At 53.9% G+C, this 14,864-nt stretch carries 13 protein-coding genes; 10 read left to right on the forward strand and 3 right to left on the reverse strand.

What is annotated here, in order from left to right:
* Positions 1-20 precede the first annotated feature (20 nt).
* From EDM54_RS13660 to EDM54_RS13670, 3 genes are read right to left on the reverse strand one after another with little or no spacing between them, the layout of a single operon-like run.
* Positions 21-1,958: a hypothetical protein gene (locus EDM54_RS13660; RefSeq protein WP_122958344.1), complete on the reverse strand. Its 1,938-nt coding sequence runs from the start codon at positions 1,956-1,958 to the stop codon at positions 21-23.
* Positions 1,959-2,783, reverse strand: a complete 825-nt coding sequence (locus EDM54_RS13665) for a type IV pilus modification PilV family protein (RefSeq protein ID WP_003392175.1) — start codon at positions 2,781-2,783, stop codon at positions 1,959-1,961.
* Complete coding sequence (locus tag EDM54_RS13670; protein WP_039071507.1) at positions 2,780-3,292, reverse strand: type IV pilus modification PilV family protein; 513 nt, start codon at positions 3,290-3,292, stop codon at positions 2,780-2,782. The genes EDM54_RS13665 and EDM54_RS13670 overlap by 4 nt, the downstream gene beginning before the upstream one ends.
* A 246-nt stretch (positions 3,293-3,538) precedes the next feature.
* Here EDM54_RS13670 and EDM54_RS13675 point away from each other — a divergent pair, with 246 nt between their 5' ends.
* The 10 genes from EDM54_RS13675 (at position 3,539) to EDM54_RS13720 (ending at position 14,840) form a co-directional block, all read left to right on the forward strand.
* Entirely contained in the window at positions 3,539-4,732 is a 1,194-nt protein-coding gene (locus tag EDM54_RS13675; protein ID WP_122958345.1) for a hypothetical protein, read from the forward strand.
* Between the two features lie 8 nt (positions 4,733-4,740).
* Positions 4,741-6,405: a VanW family protein gene (locus EDM54_RS13680; RefSeq protein ID WP_141334225.1), complete on the forward strand. Its 1,665-nt coding sequence runs from the start codon at positions 4,741-4,743 to the stop codon at positions 6,403-6,405.
* Positions 6,406-6,410: 5 nt separating this feature from the next.
* Positions 6,411-8,066: a GspE/PulE family protein gene (locus tag EDM54_RS13685; RefSeq protein ID WP_122958347.1), complete on the forward strand. Its 1,656-nt coding sequence runs from the start codon at positions 6,411-6,413 to the stop codon at positions 8,064-8,066.
* A gap of 33 nt (positions 8,067-8,099) precedes the next feature.
* A complete protein-coding gene (locus EDM54_RS13690; RefSeq protein WP_122958348.1) occupies positions 8,100-9,143 on the forward strand; it encodes a type IV pilus twitching motility protein PilT in 1,044 nt (347 codons plus the stop codon).
* A complete protein-coding gene (locus EDM54_RS13695) occupies positions 9,144-10,352 on the forward strand; it encodes a type II secretion system F family protein (RefSeq protein WP_122958349.1) in 1,209 nt (402 codons plus the stop codon). It abuts the gene before it with no gap.
* A gap of 30 nt (positions 10,353-10,382) precedes the next feature.
* On the forward strand, positions 10,383-10,832 hold the full coding sequence (locus tag EDM54_RS13700; RefSeq protein ID WP_024985514.1) for a prepilin-type N-terminal cleavage/methylation domain-containing protein: 450 nt from the start codon (positions 10,383-10,385) through the stop codon (positions 10,830-10,832).
* Positions 10,833-11,236: 404 nt separating this feature from the next.
* Entirely contained in the window at positions 11,237-11,995 is a 759-nt protein-coding gene (locus EDM54_RS13705) for a prepilin peptidase (RefSeq protein ID WP_122958350.1), read from the forward strand.
* 247 nt (positions 11,996-12,242) lie between these two features.
* Entirely contained in the window at positions 12,243-13,271 is a 1,029-nt protein-coding gene (gene pilM, locus EDM54_RS13710) for a type IV pilus biogenesis protein PilM (RefSeq protein WP_003392157.1), read from the forward strand.
* Positions 13,272-13,276: 5 nt separating this feature from the next.
* The gene (locus EDM54_RS13715; RefSeq protein WP_141334223.1) at positions 13,277-13,924 is read left to right on the forward strand and encodes a PilN domain-containing protein; all 648 of its coding nucleotides are present in this window, start codon (positions 13,277-13,279) and stop codon (positions 13,922-13,924) included.
* 10 nt (positions 13,925-13,934) lie between these two features.
* Positions 13,935-14,840 carry a hypothetical protein gene (locus tag EDM54_RS13720; protein WP_122958352.1) on the forward strand — a complete coding sequence of 302 codons (906 nt, stop codon included), beginning with the start codon at positions 13,935-13,937 and terminating at the stop codon, positions 14,838-14,840.
* Positions 14,841-14,864: the final 24 nt, after the last annotated feature.

Genomic DNA, 14,864 nt, shown 5'->3' on the forward strand with positions numbered 1-14,864 from the left:
CTCAGGATATCACTGAACGTTTACGGAACGAGCTCCACCTCGTCGGGGTGGGGACTGTACTGAAGATCGTACAGATCGACGAAGAACTCCTCGGCAACAGGCAGGCCGGGGGTCTCCTGCTCGAAAATCCTGCGGTTGAACTGAATGGCCAGACGGGAGGCGAGACGGTCGTCCTCGTTTCGTTTGGTGTTCAGCTCGATGTAGGAGGACGGGCCGCCAGTCGCAATGCCGCCCTGGATGCGGTTAAAGGAGGCAACCGAGTAGATTTCCATCGACTTTTCCGAATAGAGAAAGGCCGAGATGGGCGGAAGCGATTTCCACGCATCGACGCTGCTCGTATGATCGGTCTCCTCGGTGTAACGGGAGGTCAGGCTGATCTTGCCGGTTGCGACGATCGCCAGATTCTTGTCGTCCAGGTTGGTAATCTCCCGGATCAGCACATCGCCATCGACAAAAATGGTGCCGTTGATGCGGATGTCACCGACGATGTCCAGATTTCCTTTGATATAGATCGTTCCCTCAAAGGTGAAGGGCTCTCCGCTGTTTCTCTCGGAGGCGTCCGCATCCGGGATGAAGGAGCCCAGTCTGCCCATTTCAACCGTAGCCAAAGAATCCTCGTCCGAAGAGGCAGGTGCGATATACAGCTTGCGCACAGATCCCCCGGCCAATTCATCCCCGGTCAAGCGGGCGGTCAGGGATACGGCGGAGGAGCCGTCCAAGCCTTCCTTGCTGTCTTCGGCCAGAATCGCGATGGATTCGCTTCCGGTAGGAATGTCGATGAGGCGAAACCCTTCATTCAGATACGCGTAGTCCCCGCTGTGCTCTTCCAATTGAACGGACTCGTCTGCTGCTACTCTTTCTTCGTGCGAGCTTGCTTTTCCCTCACGTATCATTTGAGAGATGTATTGTTTCGTCGACTCTCCTCCAGGGAAGGACAGAGACCTGGCCGAATCGATTGTATTTTGCACGACGGGCGGCTCATAGCCGGGCTCGTACGGCCTGTCCGATGGCGCGGAGAGAAGCGTCTCTTTGCTGTCTTTGGGCAGCGTCTTGGGAGAAAAAAGCGACGCCAGGCTTTGCCGGTCAGAGATGAGTGCCTGGTCGGCTTCGTCTGCGAGCGTTGCAGCGGAAGGAGCCTCCTCCTCCAGTCTTTCAAGCTGATACAGTCCGCTTACAAGTCCGCCGGAACGATTCGCATTCTGTGAAAGCGACAGTACGCCTTCCAGATAAGGGAGGTTCTTTTCAAAAGAGCCTGATGTCCACTCGGCGCCTTGCCCATCGGGGGTCTCCTTGCTGTACCGGTAGTGTGTCGCAGTGACCACATGGTGAGCCGTCACATTGCCGATGATGTTGGAGCCGCCGAACAGGCGCAGCTCTCCGGGAGTGCTGACTGCATAATGAAACGGTGCGGCGATCGTGTTTATGTACACGGTAGAATCCAGGCGAACCCGGCTTTTCACTACGGACAGGTCTTCGCTTCCGCGAGCCGGAATGCCGATCACGGAGACCTTCAGCTTCAGCACGTATGGCTGTCCGGGATCTTTCTGCAAACGGATTTCGTCCAGAATGCGGTAACCGATGGCGAAGCCTTGGGCTGTCCCGTCCGGCAGGGGAGGGAGCATGGTTTGCTTGTAAGGGCCCTTCTCCCAGTCGGTGTCGTTCATTTCAGCGGCGATATTGCTTAGGACGTTCTTGATTTTTTCCTGGCCGCTCCCATCTTCCAGCGCTTGTGCAAGTTCCTCATCGTCAAAGGAAAGGTTTTGCTCGGCGTATTTTTGAAAGTAGGCCAGGCCCATGTCAGCCAGCATTTTCCCTTGAATCTCGTCTTCGGAGAATACGTGCTGCCGGGAGCTTTGCGCGACGTAGCTGAGGATGGACAGCCCGAGCACCGTAAACAGCACGACGATAAACAGGACGATCAAGAGCGCGCTTCCGCGTTCGTTGTTGAGGCGGTTCATCTACTCACTCCTCTGCAGATTGGAGACGGCGAATTCCGTTTTGACCAGGCGAATGTAGCTGTTGACTTTGCCGGATGCTTCTGTTCGCTCCAGCTCGGCCCTGACCTCCTCCAGATTTGGAAACCTCATCTGCTGCCCGTCGCGGTCGACAACCCTTTCTCCGTACGGTGCGACCACCAGATAGAGAGACAAGGTCTTGTTGTCCGCCGAGGTCGAAAAGAGTCCGCGGACGAGATAACCCGGTTCAAAGCGAAATGACTTGACCAGCCCGTCTGAAGGATCAGAGGGAGTAAAGCGGTAGACATTTCGTTTTACAAAGGATTGCGTGCTGCCGGACTCGGCATCGGAAGAGTCTTGATCGGAAGGGACATAGACAGTCGAGCTGGTGAAAACGACAAGGCCAGTAGAGAACTGGGGCGATACGCCGATTTCTCGGGTGCCTTCTTCCGCGTCTATTGCTCCGTTACTCCCCGCTCCCGCTCCTCCCTGTTCGGCCAAAAGCAGCTCGCCGGCCTTTTTGCTCTGCATGATCTGGCGCAAAGTGTCCATTTCCTCGTTTTCGGAATCGAGTGAACCGCCGTCTTTTTCCAGTTCAAAATAAGTCGCTCCCTGCACAGTCCGCATCACTTCACCGATGGCAAAGTCAGCGACATTGCGCAGGTCGGTCTGTTCCCGCGTCTGGTTGAAGACCTGGACGCCTGAGACGTAGACAGAGGTTAACGGGATCAGGATGATCAGAAAGATGAACAGGGAGGCGAGCGTTTCCAGCAGCGTCATCCCCGATTGATCACGCAGGAGGCGAGAGATTCGAGTCCTCAGCTTCATGGCGTTGTTCCTCCTGTCCGGGGATCGGCGACGGCGGTCTGCAGCATGGCAAGCTGCTGTCCCTCGGGAGAAGTGACGCGAACTGTGATGAGGATCATCGTTTGATCGTCAAGCCTGTATCCGCCGTTGTGCTTGTCCAGAAAAGAAAGAGAGAGCTTTGGCTGATAGATTCGTTCGTTTACCTCCACATCGGGAAAGGAAATCTCCCTGTTTTTCAGGTGGTCGGTTAATGCCGCAAGCTTTGGATAAGTAAGCTTGTCGGAGGCATAGTCTCGGAGGGAATCATCCGGGAGCGCTGCAGTCTTCAAGTCTCCGTTCCCTGATCGCCAGCTTTCTGCCAGCTGCCTTGCCAGATTCATCGCAACCAGCTTGCTGTCCTCTTTTCCGGAAAGCTCCAGACCGCGCACGAGAAAATTGCTCAGCAATAGGAAAGCGATGGAGAGTATGACAATGGAAGCGAGCACTTCGATCAGCGTCATCCCGTTTTCATTTCTGCTTTGTTCCCACACGATCGCAATTCCTCCTTTCTTACTAATTCTCGTATTTCATGATAATCGGTTGAAAGCGTATTCCAATATGGATAAAAGGTGACATTTCGAGGGAGGGAGAATATTTTTCGACAAAATTTTAGAGGAGATGCATGAAACCTGTCGAAATTAAGTTATTGCATAAAAATGGATGCAACCAAAGAACTATGCTAATCTACTACTAATGTACTATGATCTACGCCTTTTGGCTATAAAACAGGTGATCCTATGCTTCTATCAGGTTTAAGCGGCTATTACATTGTGTACCTGCTTCTAACCCTTCTGTTGTACCTGCTGCTCCGTCGCCGCCTCTTTTCTCGTAAACGGCTGTCCGTGATGACAGCTTCCGGGGGTGCCTTCCTGCTCGGAGCGCTCCTGCCATTTTCCCTGTCTCTTTTCGGGAGGTTGGAAACGGCTGTTGCAACCATCCTGATCACCCTGCTCCTTTCCTATTTCATTGCGAGAGACTTTGCCAAAAATGACTTTACGGAAAACACCGGGATTCTCGCTGCTCAAGTATTTGCCGATACTGCTGCTCAGCAGGGGCTGCCTGGTGGCGGAAACGCTGCTGCTTCCAAAGATTTGACTGCTCCTGATCAGCGTGGAGAGCGGCTTTACTGGTATGAGCAGGGACAGAGCATAGCGTTCCAGGAGATTGCGGCTGCCATGGAGCAGGAAGCGGACGGCGTCGAGGCTGGGCGGTGGACCGAATCGGAGACTGCATTAGAGCCTGAATCAGAGCTTAAACCGTGGCCTGAACCGGAACGTAAACCGGCAGATGAATCTGAATGGGCCGAAAAACAGGGAAGCCCCGCTGAAGCGTTCCCGTACTACCACGCTGCTGATCCAGCTTTTGCGGAGTTTGGCAGCTTCGAAGACACGGGAATAGATACGAGAAGACAATCCGGTTTGAAAACGGATGATGCAGCGGATGAAACGAAAGCGGATTGCTTATCACCCTTGCCGTTCTTTGAGTTTGAGGAGGAGGACACGGGAAGCGGAAAGATAGAGAGGATAGCGAAGGCAGAGAAGATAGAGAAGATCGAGAAGATAGAAATGGCAGAGATAAAAGCAGGTTCTGAAATGACGGCAGAATCGGCGGAGCAGGACTTGGACGATTTCGGGTGGAGATTTTCGGATGAGCCGATAAACGCTGATTTCTTTTCGCAGGACGCAGATTCACCCGGAACGGAGCCAGGGGAGCCGCCGACGTCCCCTGATGGACAACGTTTTTGGGAGGAGCTCTCCCTGGTCGGGTCTTTGCATGATGAATCCGGCAGGCTGTTGAGCCGGTTCGAGGAAGAACTGGACCGTGTGGATGATCCTTCTTTGACAGGTGCCGGAACATTGACAGGCACTGGAACATCGCCGGGCCATGCCTCGGTAGCAAAGCATGAGCAGGACACATCAAATCGGAAGTGAGCGGGATCGTGTTGGAAAAAAAACAGTACAAGTTGTTTGGCGGGGCCTTTGCGCTCCTGCTTATCCAATCATGTGTGTTCGGGGCGGTCTCCCTGCTCGCCTCCGGCTTGTGGGACCAACCGGATTCGGAGGCGGGCGGGAGGCTGTCCGATGTACAGGTAGCCGGCCTTTCGCTAGCCGGGCTGACGATAGAAGAAGCGCGGGCCAGCGTGAAACGAAAGGTTGAGGACCTCTCCGGAATGCCCGCCGTGCTTACCCTCGAAGATCGCACCTATTTACTTGACAAGGAAAAGCTGGGATTGCGTTTCGAGGCAGAAGAGACGATCCGGCAAGCCGTTGAGCGCTCTCGCGATTCTGCGGGATTGACAGGATGGTTTCAGCGGCTGGCAGGGAAACAAGCGGACGGCACAGTACCGCTGGCCGTTCACTACGACCGCTCCGAGCTGGTTCGGCAGGTGGAGCGCATCGCCGGCGAAATTGACCGGAAAGCGGCCGCGGCTACACTCCGAATCGAAAACAATAAAGCAGTCGTGATACCGGATCAGGCTGGTTATCAGGTCGATGTGGAAGAGACTGTTTCGGCTGTCGAAACAGAGTTTCGCACCCTGCGCTACGGCCTGCGCATACCGATCAAGGCGAAAAAGGACGAGCCGGCAATCACACGAAAGGATCTGGAGAAAAGCGTGGATTTGCTGGGCGAGTGGAACGGGACGATTGGCACGGGGGGGCCTTCTCGCCTGGTGAACGTGAAAAGGGCTGCCGAACTGCTCAATGGCACCATCCTGATGCCGGACCAGGTGTTTTCCTTCAATGAAGCTGCCGGGCCGTTTACGACAGCAAAAGGCTACCAGCTTATAGATGAACGGCAGGCAATACCCGACGGCCTTGGCGGAAGCGCCGTACAGGTAGCCTCTGCGTTGTACGAAACGGCGCTCACCAGCTCTCTGAGCGTGGTGGAGCGGCACAGCGCGAAACGCCCGGTCGATTTTCAAAGGATCGGACTGGAAGCATTCGTAAACGGACGGGATATGGATTTGCGCTTGGCCAATCGAATGAAGACGCCGGTCTATATCCATGCAGCGGTTGAGCAGGGCCGTCTACGGGTCGCTCTCTACGGAAGCGGTCAGTCATTGGAGAAGGGCAAGCCGCAGCTCATGGCGGAAACGACCGAAACCTTTAGCCCCGGTACGATCGTTCGGGTAGACCGCGATATGAAACCGAATCAGGAGCGGATCGTGCGCGTCGGAGAAAAAGGGCTGCGGGCAAAGGTGTTCCTCTACGATCCGGGTTCGAATAAAAAGGTGCTCGTCTCGGACAACCTGTATCAGCCTGTCCCGAACGTGATCGCTGTCGGTCCGAGAGAAGTGGGAGCGGTCGGAACGAAAAGCCGGGAGGACGACTGGCCGACAGAAGCGGAAGCGGAGCCATGGGTCGGCAGCGAAGCGGAAGAGGAATTGCCGCCGGAAATCATCTACGGAAGCGTGAAGCCATACGGGGATAGCTACGCGCCTGCCGATACAGGCAGCAGCGCAAGACCTCCCGATATAGCCCCTTTGCCGGAAAACGCAGGGGCTGCCGTTCCTCAAGGCTCAGCTTCGGTTGGTGCGGGAGCAGCGGTAAAGGTCGAGAAAAACAACGGCGTCATTATTTTGCATGACGCGCCTGAGAGGTGACGGGCATGGGTAGGAAACGGCTGGGGGACATCCTCGTCGAAAGCGGCCTGATCAGCGAAGAGCAGCTGCAGGAGGCGCTGGTCGAGCAGAAAAAGTCGAAGCTGAAGCTGGGGGATCATTTGCTGCAGCAGGGCTACATTACGGAGCAGCAGCTGATCGAGATTTTGGAATTCCAGTTGGGAATCCCTCACGTCAGCCTGTATCGCGTCAAGATAGACCCGTCCTTGTCCAGCATCGTTTCGGAAGAGGTGGCGAAACGATATTCTCTCATTCCGTTGAAAAAAGAGGGAAACAAGCTGACCGTGGCGATGATCGATCCGCTCGACTACTTTGCGATCGATGAGCTGCGGCTCAGCACAGGCTTTGTCATCGAGCCGGTCATTGCTACCCGGGACGAGGTCCAGCGGGCGATTTCCCGGATGTACAGCATGCAGGGCTCGGTGAAGGAGCTGATGGAAAAGATCGAGGCGGACGAGATTGAAGAATCTCGCATCGTCGATGAAGATTCCCCGATCGTTCGCCTGGTCAACCAGATGTTTGAACAGGCAGTCCAACTGCGTGCCAGCGACATCCATATCGATCCGCAGGAGGACGGGGTCCGCATCCGCTATCGGGTAGACGGCGTCTTGCGGACCGAGCGCGTGCTGCCGCGCCACATGATCGGCATTTTGACAGCGCGGATCAAAATCATGTCCAACCTCAACATCGCGGAGCGGCGCACTCCCCAGGACGGCCGGATTCAGATGCATGTGGACTACAAGGAGATCGACGTTCGGGTATCGACACTTCCGACCATTTACGGCGAGAAAATCGTCATGCGCCTCCTGGATGTGTCCAATGCCTTGATCGAAATAGACAAGCTGGGCTTGACCAATCGAAATCTCTCCTATTTCCGGAATTTGATCAACCGGCCAAACGGCATCATGCTGGTGACGGGACCGACGGGAAGCGGGAAGACGACCACGCTGTACGCGGCACTCAACCACCTCAACCAGGAGGATGTCAATATCATTACGGTGGAAGACCCGGTCGAGTATCAGTTGGACGGAATCAATCAAGTGCACGTAAACGACGGATTCGGCATGAGCTTCGCATCCGTGCTGCGCTCCATCCTGCGTCAGGACCCGGATATTATCATGGTCGGGGAGATTCGCGACAAAGATACGGCCGAGATCGCGATCCGGGCAGCATTGACAGGGCATCAGGTGCTAAGCACGCTGCATACCAACGACGCCGTGAGCAGCGTTACGCGCTTGCTGGATATGGGCATTCCTCCGTTTTTGCTGGCTTCTTCGCTCAACGGAGTCGTAGCCCAGCGGCTCGTCCGGCGTATCTGCAAGGAATGCAAAAAAGAGATGCCGGCCACCGAGCAGGAAAAAGCGATCTTTTCCCAGCGCGGACTGCGCATTGAGACGATTTGGCGCGGCGTGGGATGCGGCAGTTGCAGCATGACAGGGTATCGCGGCAGGCTGGCGGTCCACGAAAGCTTCGTCATGGACGATGCGTTTCGGCAGATGATTATTCAGCGTCTCCCCGCTGTCGAATACAAGCGACACGCCGTAAAAAACGGGATGGTGCTGATGTTTGACGATGCCCTGTTGAAGGTGAGACAGGGATTGACTACCCTGGAAGAAATCTACCGGATCGCACTGCCGGAATAGTGGCCGGATCAATGCCAAGGAGGGTAAGAACGGATGGCTGGCGTCGAAATCAAAAAGCTGCTCAGATACGCTTTTGAAAAAAAGGCATCGGACCTGCATGTGACAGTAGGCACCTCTCCCGTATTCCGAATTGACGGGGAACTGCGCCGGCTCGACATTTCTCCGCTTGCGCCAAGCGACACCGAGGAAATGGCCAAGGAGCTGATCCCGCAGCATTTGTATCCGTCCTTTCTGGAAAAGGGAGAATTGGATTTCTCCTACGGACTGCCGGGCATCTCGCGTTTCCGCGTCAATGCGTACCACCAGCGCGGGTGCATCGGGCTTGTCGCCCGGGTCATTCCGACAGGCATCCCGTCACTGGAAGAGCTGGGACTGCCGGAGGTAATCCGGAAGCTTTGCCACAAGCCCCAAGGGTTACTGCTCGTTACAGGGCCGACGGGAAGCGGCAAGTCGACTACATTGGCGGCGATGATCGACTACATGAACAGGACGATGAGAAAGCATATCGTTACGCTGGAAGACCCGATCGAGTATTTGCACAAGCATCAGCTCTCCATGGTCAATCAGCGGGAGATCGGCTTTGATACCAAAGATTTTGCCAGCGGACTGCGGGCTTCGCTGCGGCAGGACCCTGACGTCATATTGGTCGGCGAGATGCGGGATCTGGAGACGATCTCGACAGCAGTCACAGCGGCGGAGACGGGACATTTGGTGCTCGCGACGCTGCATACAACCGATGCGCCCAAGACCATCGACCGGATTATCGATGTCTTTCCGGGCGACAAGCAATCCCAGATTCGGATGCAGTTGTCTTCCGTTCTGGTCGGGATCGTCTCGCAGCGCCTGTTTCCGAAGGTCGGGGGCGGCCGGGCAGTCGCCACTGAGATTCTCGTTCATACACATGCTGTCGCCAACCTGATACGCAGCGAGAAGAATCATCAAATCAAAAGCTTGATGCAGACGGGACGCGAACTGGGAATGCACATGATGGAAAGCTCCGTCAAAGAGCTAGTGGACAAGGGACAGATTACTCCCGAAGCCGCGCAACACTATTTGAATGAAAGGGCGCTAGAGTAGATGCCGACGTTTATTTACGAAGCGAAGGACCGCACAGGCAGGCGCAAGCGCGGGAAGATCGAGGCTGCCGCCAAGCCAGTCGCCATCGTTGAGCTGAAGCGTCAAGGGCTGGCCCCGCTTTCGATTGAACAGGAAGCGAAAGGCTTCCTGCAGCGCGAAATCCATTTCGGCAAGCCGGTGAAGTCGCAGGAGTTCGTCGTATTTCTGCGCCAGCTTGCCACCCTGATCAGGGCGGGGATCGGGATTGTCGATTCCGTCCATATTCTTGCCCAGCAAAGCGAGAGTAAAGTCTTGCGCAAGATACTGGAGGAGGTAGAAGCGGAGATTCGCAAGGGCGGACAGCTGTCTGAGGCGTTCGGCAAGCATCCGAAGGTCTTTGAAGCAATGTTTCTCAGCATGATTCGGGCCGGGGAAGCGTCGGGAAGTCTGGAAATCGTCCTGGACAGGCTTGCTACCTACTACGAAAAGTCGCACTACACGCGGGAAAAAATCAAGTCGGCGATGATGTACCCGATCACGGTCGGGATTTTGTCTATTGCCGTAACGATGTACCTTTTGATCAACATCGTGCCTACCTTTGTCTCGATGTTCGCCAGCTTTCACGCCGAGCTCCCTGCGATGACCCGGATGGTCATGGCAGCTAGTGAAAGTGTAGTTAGTTCTTGGTACCTATATGCTATAGGTATAATTGGCATATATTTTGTATTTCGCATTATTGTAAATACTTCTTATGGACGATATTTTGCGGATTATGCTACACTGAGATTGCCGATATTTGGCAAACTTATGCAGAAAGGCGCACTGGCCCGCATGAGCCGGACGTTGAGTACGCTGTTTTCCAGCTCGGTGCCGATTTTGCAAGCACTCACGATTGTAGAAGATGTCGTTGGCAACAAGATTATCAGTCAAGCCGTGCATGAATCAAAAACCAGCTTGCGCGAGGGCAGGCCGCTATCCGAGCCGCTGAAGCGGGCGTGGGTAATCCCGCCGCTCGTCTCACGCATGATCGCCATCGGAGAAGAGACCGGATCACTGGATCAGATGCTGGAAAAGGTAGCTGATTTCTACGAGGCGGAGGTGGACAGTGCCGTTGACAAAATCAAGTCGCTGATCGAACCATTGATGATCGTCCTGCTTGCGGCGATTGTGGGTACGATTGTACTCGCCATCATGATTCCGATGTTTGAAATTTTTGGTAAAGTACGCTAGGCATGAAGGATATTGTGGGGAGGAACTTATATGTTTACACGTTATTTGAAGGATCAACGAGGCCTTACGCTGGTCGAACTGCTCGCCGTTGTGGTGATTTTGGGGATTATTGCGGCGATTGCGATTCCGTCAGTAGGAAATATCATTGAAAATAGCCGCAAGGATGCGCACATCGCGAATGCGCAAATGTTGGCAAATGCGGCGAGAATGGCAGCTACTGCTGAAGGGAAAGCGACTGGGGATTATACCTTGGAAGAGTTGCAAAAAGAAGGATTTATTAGTGACATTCAGGTTCCAGGGGAAGATAAAACTTACGATGTTAAGAAAAGCGAAGTCACAATTACCGCTAAAGAGGACAATGATACAAAAATTACGAAGCAAGTAATTAAAGTAAAGTTGCAGGAAGGAGATAGGGTTTTTGTAGATGAAGATATTAGTGCCTTGGATCGAGACAAAGTATACCTTGATGGTAAAAAGTAAAAAATCAACTCAAGATTTATAAGAGAGTATATATCTATTGAGAAAACAAACGCTCGCCGAAGAAGCCTGTTTCCTGATGTACGACTTGTCCAGCCTGGCTCAGCAGAGCAGCGAGTCGCAGGAAACAGGAGCGTCACCTCTGAGTGACCCTGCCCCTAAAGCTGTCCGACTTTGACGCTCCTACGCGAATCGCCTCGGCGCGTACAGGCCCCGCTTCTATGCAGGGCGGAACCGGAGGGAGCCTGGAAACAGGCTTCTTCCACTACAGCCACGGCTACGAGCGCTTTTTAAAACACGGGCAACAAAATGAACCAATAAAAACTTCCTACATCCCAATGCGGTGCAGGAAGTTTTTTCCTGAATCAAAGCAAACTATACCCGTTCCACCAACTAGGAGAGAAGCCATGGAGTACCTGATCACGGCCGTCCTGTTTGTATTCGGCCTCGTATTCGGTTCATTTTTCAACGTCGTCGGTCTGCGAGTCCCGCAGGGGGAATCCATTGTCCAACCGCCGTCTCATTGCAAAAGCTGCGACACCAGGCTGCGTCCCCTCGATCTGATCCCTGTTCTTTCCTATTTGCTGAATAGGGGGGCATGCCGCTATTGTCGGACAAAAGTCTCGCTGCTTTATCCAGTCATGGAAGGCATCTGCGGTATCTCATTTGCCCTTGTCTATCTCACCTACGGCTGGAGCGCCGAGATGTTTATGGGTTTGCTGTTTGTCTCGCTGCTCGTCATTGTGAGCGTGGCTGACCTCGCCTATCGGCTTATCCCGGACAAGGTGACTCTGCCTGCGCTGGCTCTGTTTCTCATACTCCGGCTGCTCGTCCACCCGACACAGCCCTACTGGATGCACTTGATCGCCATGGCAGTCGGATTTGGCCTGTTCTTCCTGCTCACCGTACTGTCCCGCGGCGGTGTAGGGGGAGGCGACATCAAGCTGTTTGCCGTAGTGGGTCTGTTTCTGGGCCTGCCTTTGCTGGCGCTTTCCATCTTTTTGTCAGCTCTGTTGGGAACGCTGTTTGGCATCATACTTATGCTCTTTCGAGGGACGGGGAGGAAAACGCAGGTGCCATTTGGACCATTCATCGCTGCCGGGTCACTGCTTGCCTATCTCAAAGGAGATGCGATCATCGGCTGGTATGTGGATGTGTTCTTCTGACAGCAAATGAAATAGCAATTTCCTTTTCCGCTAAGCAGCAGGTTGACCGGGAAGGTGTGTCGAAAAATAAGTGAGTGATAGAAGAAATGTGTCGAAAAATGAAGAATTTCGTCAAGTGGCAAGCTTCCTATAACACAATAATCATCGACAGGGCGAAAGCTTGCGCATGCATTAAGGAACCGGATTTCCCAAACACAGGAACTGGAATTGCATCAGCTCTGGGGCTGACAGAAAGGAAAAGAGGCGGATGAAACTGCGCATCCCTTTTATGACGAATCCCGTTCGTATCGGCATTGCCGTGGAAGAAGACGGGCTTCGCTTTACAGAAGCACGGCGAACGGACACAGGCGTGGAGATACGGCAGGCAGGTCTGATCCCGCTGGAGGAAGGAACCTTCGAGAACGGGCGGATCACGGATATCGAGCGGGTAAAAATACAGCTGACTCTAGCCAAGAAGGAGCTGCGGCTTTCCAAAAAGAAGGCGGTTCTCTCCGTTCCGACGTCAACCGTGGTGATTCGAAAAACCATTCAGCCCAAGCTGACGACGGACGATATTCGTTCTTTGCTCGAAATCGAGCTGGGGACGACCATTCACCTTCCTTTTGCAAGGCCCTATTTTGACTTTCACAAGATCAGAGAAGTGCCGCCGTCGCTGGAGATGGACGAGCTGGGAGAGTACAGCCTCGCGGAGGAGCCGCAGCCGGAGGATGAATACTTGGTGATTGCCGCTCCTGGTGATTTGATCGACCAATATATCGAATTGTTGAAGGTACTCGATATCGAAGTAACGGCTGTTGATATCGAACCGCTTGCTCTGTACCGGCTGCTGGAGGAGAGCGGGGAAGTCCACAAAACCGACTTCATGTTCCTGCAGCTCGGACGGCATTCGGTCAACGTCAGCATTTTTCAAAGCGATATTCCGGAGTTTTTGCGAAACATTCCGATCCATCTCGCCCATTATGAGCAGGCTTCCGCATCCGGGGGGACAGACGGTGCTGCTGCCGTCCATGCATTATTTGTAGCTGATCTGGTCAGGGAAGTCGACCGCGTGATCAACTTCTATCAGTTCAGCATGAAAAATGACGGGACCCGTATTCAGACGATCTATGTAACCGGTGAAGATGACGATTTGGAGCACACCATCCAGCTTCTTAAAAATCGCATGACGAGCTTTGAGATCGTTCCTCTGCCCATCCACCATATCCGCCTTCAGCATACGCAACCGCTGAATGTTCAGGCCTTTACGGCAGCGGCGGGACTAACCTTGAGAGGTTGACGCAAGTGGTAACCATTAACCTATTACCAAAAAAGAAAAAGGTTAGAGGCGGAGTCCTGTTGCTCTCCGCGACAGGGCTGCTTTGGCTTATCGGGGCGGCTTGGATGGGCTTTGCCTACTATGCCGATCAGGCAACGGTGGAAAGATTGCAGCAGGAAATCGCGCAGCAAAAACAAATGGTCCAGGCAGCGGAAAAGCGGATCGGCTTGAAAGCAAATACAGCGACTTTGCAAGACTATGTAGAGCTGTCGGAGAAGATGCAGCATCTGTTCTACCCGACAACGCTCCTGCTCGACAATTTTTCCGAAAACCTGCCGGAGATGGGAAAGCTGCTGAAAATCAGTTATGCCCTGGATGGCACGGTGCAGCTCACCGGCCGCTTTGAGCAATATGACGATGTGGCCGCCTATCTGCACAATTTGCAGGCTTCGCCATACGTACTGGAAGCGCAGATAAAAACAATCGCTTCCGTACCCGTGAAGTGGACCGGGCCGGTGGACGAGAAAGGCAGGCCCCTTTCGGAAGCGTTGAGTGCGGTGGGCGGAGACATCCTGCCCCGCTACACGGCTACATTTGAAGTGAAGGTACTCACCCTGGACCTGGGCGTGCTGAACAAGCAGCTTGCTGCACGTACACAAGAGCAGAAGAAGTAGGAGAGTGAACATGGCTGAGAAAACACGTCAATACCTGTTCTTGTTTGTTGCTTTGCTGTTTGCCCTGCTCGCTGTCTTCTACTATATCTATCTCACGCCGTTGCAGGCAAAAAAGAGCAAGCTAACGGTAGAACTGGCTCAGCTGCAAGCGACGGTGCAAGGGCTGAGCAGCAGGAATGCAGAGGAAAAGAAGGATGATGCCGTTTCCGAGGAAGCATTGGCAAAGGTAACGGAGGCAATCCCCGTCTCTTCCTATACAGATCAGCTCGTGAAGGATTTGGGCAAGCTCCAGACGATCAGCAAGGTCGAGATTCTTACGGCCAGCTTTGCCCAGCCAAAAGTGCTGTCGACGAAAGACATGGTGGAGCAGATCATTTCGAAAGAAGAGCAGGGGGCGGATACAGCGGCCGAAGAGTCAACTGGAGCCAAAGAGCCGAAAACAAACTCAGATACGGACAAAAAGGAAACAGGTACAGCGGAAGCAACAGGAATAGCATCTGAACCCAATGCCAAGGACCGCAGCGCTGCACTTGCCATGCCCACGGCAGACACGCTCAGGAGACTGCTGCCGGAAACCGCATTGGGAAGCGTGGAGATCACGCTTTCTGTAAAGGGAGGATACGATGAGCTGTACCTCTTCCTCAAGGAGGTACAGGGATTGTCCCGATATTTGCGGGTAGATGAATTCACTGTCGCTGCGGCGGAGAAGGATGAATTTACCGTCCCCAAAGACAGCAGGATGACGGCGACAATCAAGCTGACCAGCTATTACGCCCCTGAATTCAAGCAGGCAGTCGACAAGCTTCCGGCCGTTGAAGTAGAGGCTCCATCGGGCAAAGGCAACCCGTTTCAGTATGGAATCACACCGAAGCCCGGTGATCCGATCAATGAAAGCAAAGAAGGATCGCCTTACTAAAAGCAGAGGGCGATTTCCTTCATT

Source organism: Brevibacillus borstelensis, from assembly GCF_003710865.1.
In the GTDB taxonomy this organism is placed as follows: Bacteria; Bacillota; Bacilli; order Brevibacillales; family Brevibacillaceae; genus Brevibacillus; species Brevibacillus borstelensis.

Excerpts from the sequence above, each read along its gene's own strand:
- EDM54_RS13700 (WP_024985514.1), top strand. The coding sequence starts at position 10,383 with ATGTTTACACGTTATTTGAAGGATCAACGAGGCCTTACGCTGGTCGAA.
- EDM54_RS13720 (WP_122958352.1), top strand. The coding sequence starts at position 13,935 with ATGGCTGAGAAAACACGTCAATACCTGTTCTTGTTTGTTGCTTTGCTG.
- EDM54_RS13690 (WP_122958348.1), top strand. The coding sequence starts at position 8,100 with ATGGCTGGCGTCGAAATCAAAAAGCTGCTCAGATACGCTTTTGAAAAA.
- EDM54_RS13675 (WP_122958345.1), top strand. The coding sequence starts at position 3,539 with ATGCTTCTATCAGGTTTAAGCGGCTATTACATTGTGTACCTGCTTCTA.
- EDM54_RS13695 (WP_122958349.1), top strand. The coding sequence starts at position 9,144 with ATGCCGACGTTTATTTACGAAGCGAAGGACCGCACAGGCAGGCGCAAG.
- EDM54_RS13685 (WP_122958347.1), top strand. The coding sequence starts at position 6,411 with ATGGGTAGGAAACGGCTGGGGGACATCCTCGTCGAAAGCGGCCTGATC.
- EDM54_RS13665 (WP_003392175.1), bottom strand. The coding sequence starts at position 2,783 with ATGAAGCTGAGGACTCGAATCTCTCGCCTCCTGCGTGATCAATCGGGG.
- pilM (WP_003392157.1), top strand. The coding sequence starts at position 12,243 with ATGAAACTGCGCATCCCTTTTATGACGAATCCCGTTCGTATCGGCATT.
- EDM54_RS13705 (WP_122958350.1), top strand. The coding sequence starts at position 11,237 with ATGGAGTACCTGATCACGGCCGTCCTGTTTGTATTCGGCCTCGTATTC.
- EDM54_RS13660 (WP_122958344.1), bottom strand. The coding sequence starts at position 1,958 with ATGAACCGCCTCAACAACGAACGCGGAAGCGCGCTCTTGATCGTCCTG.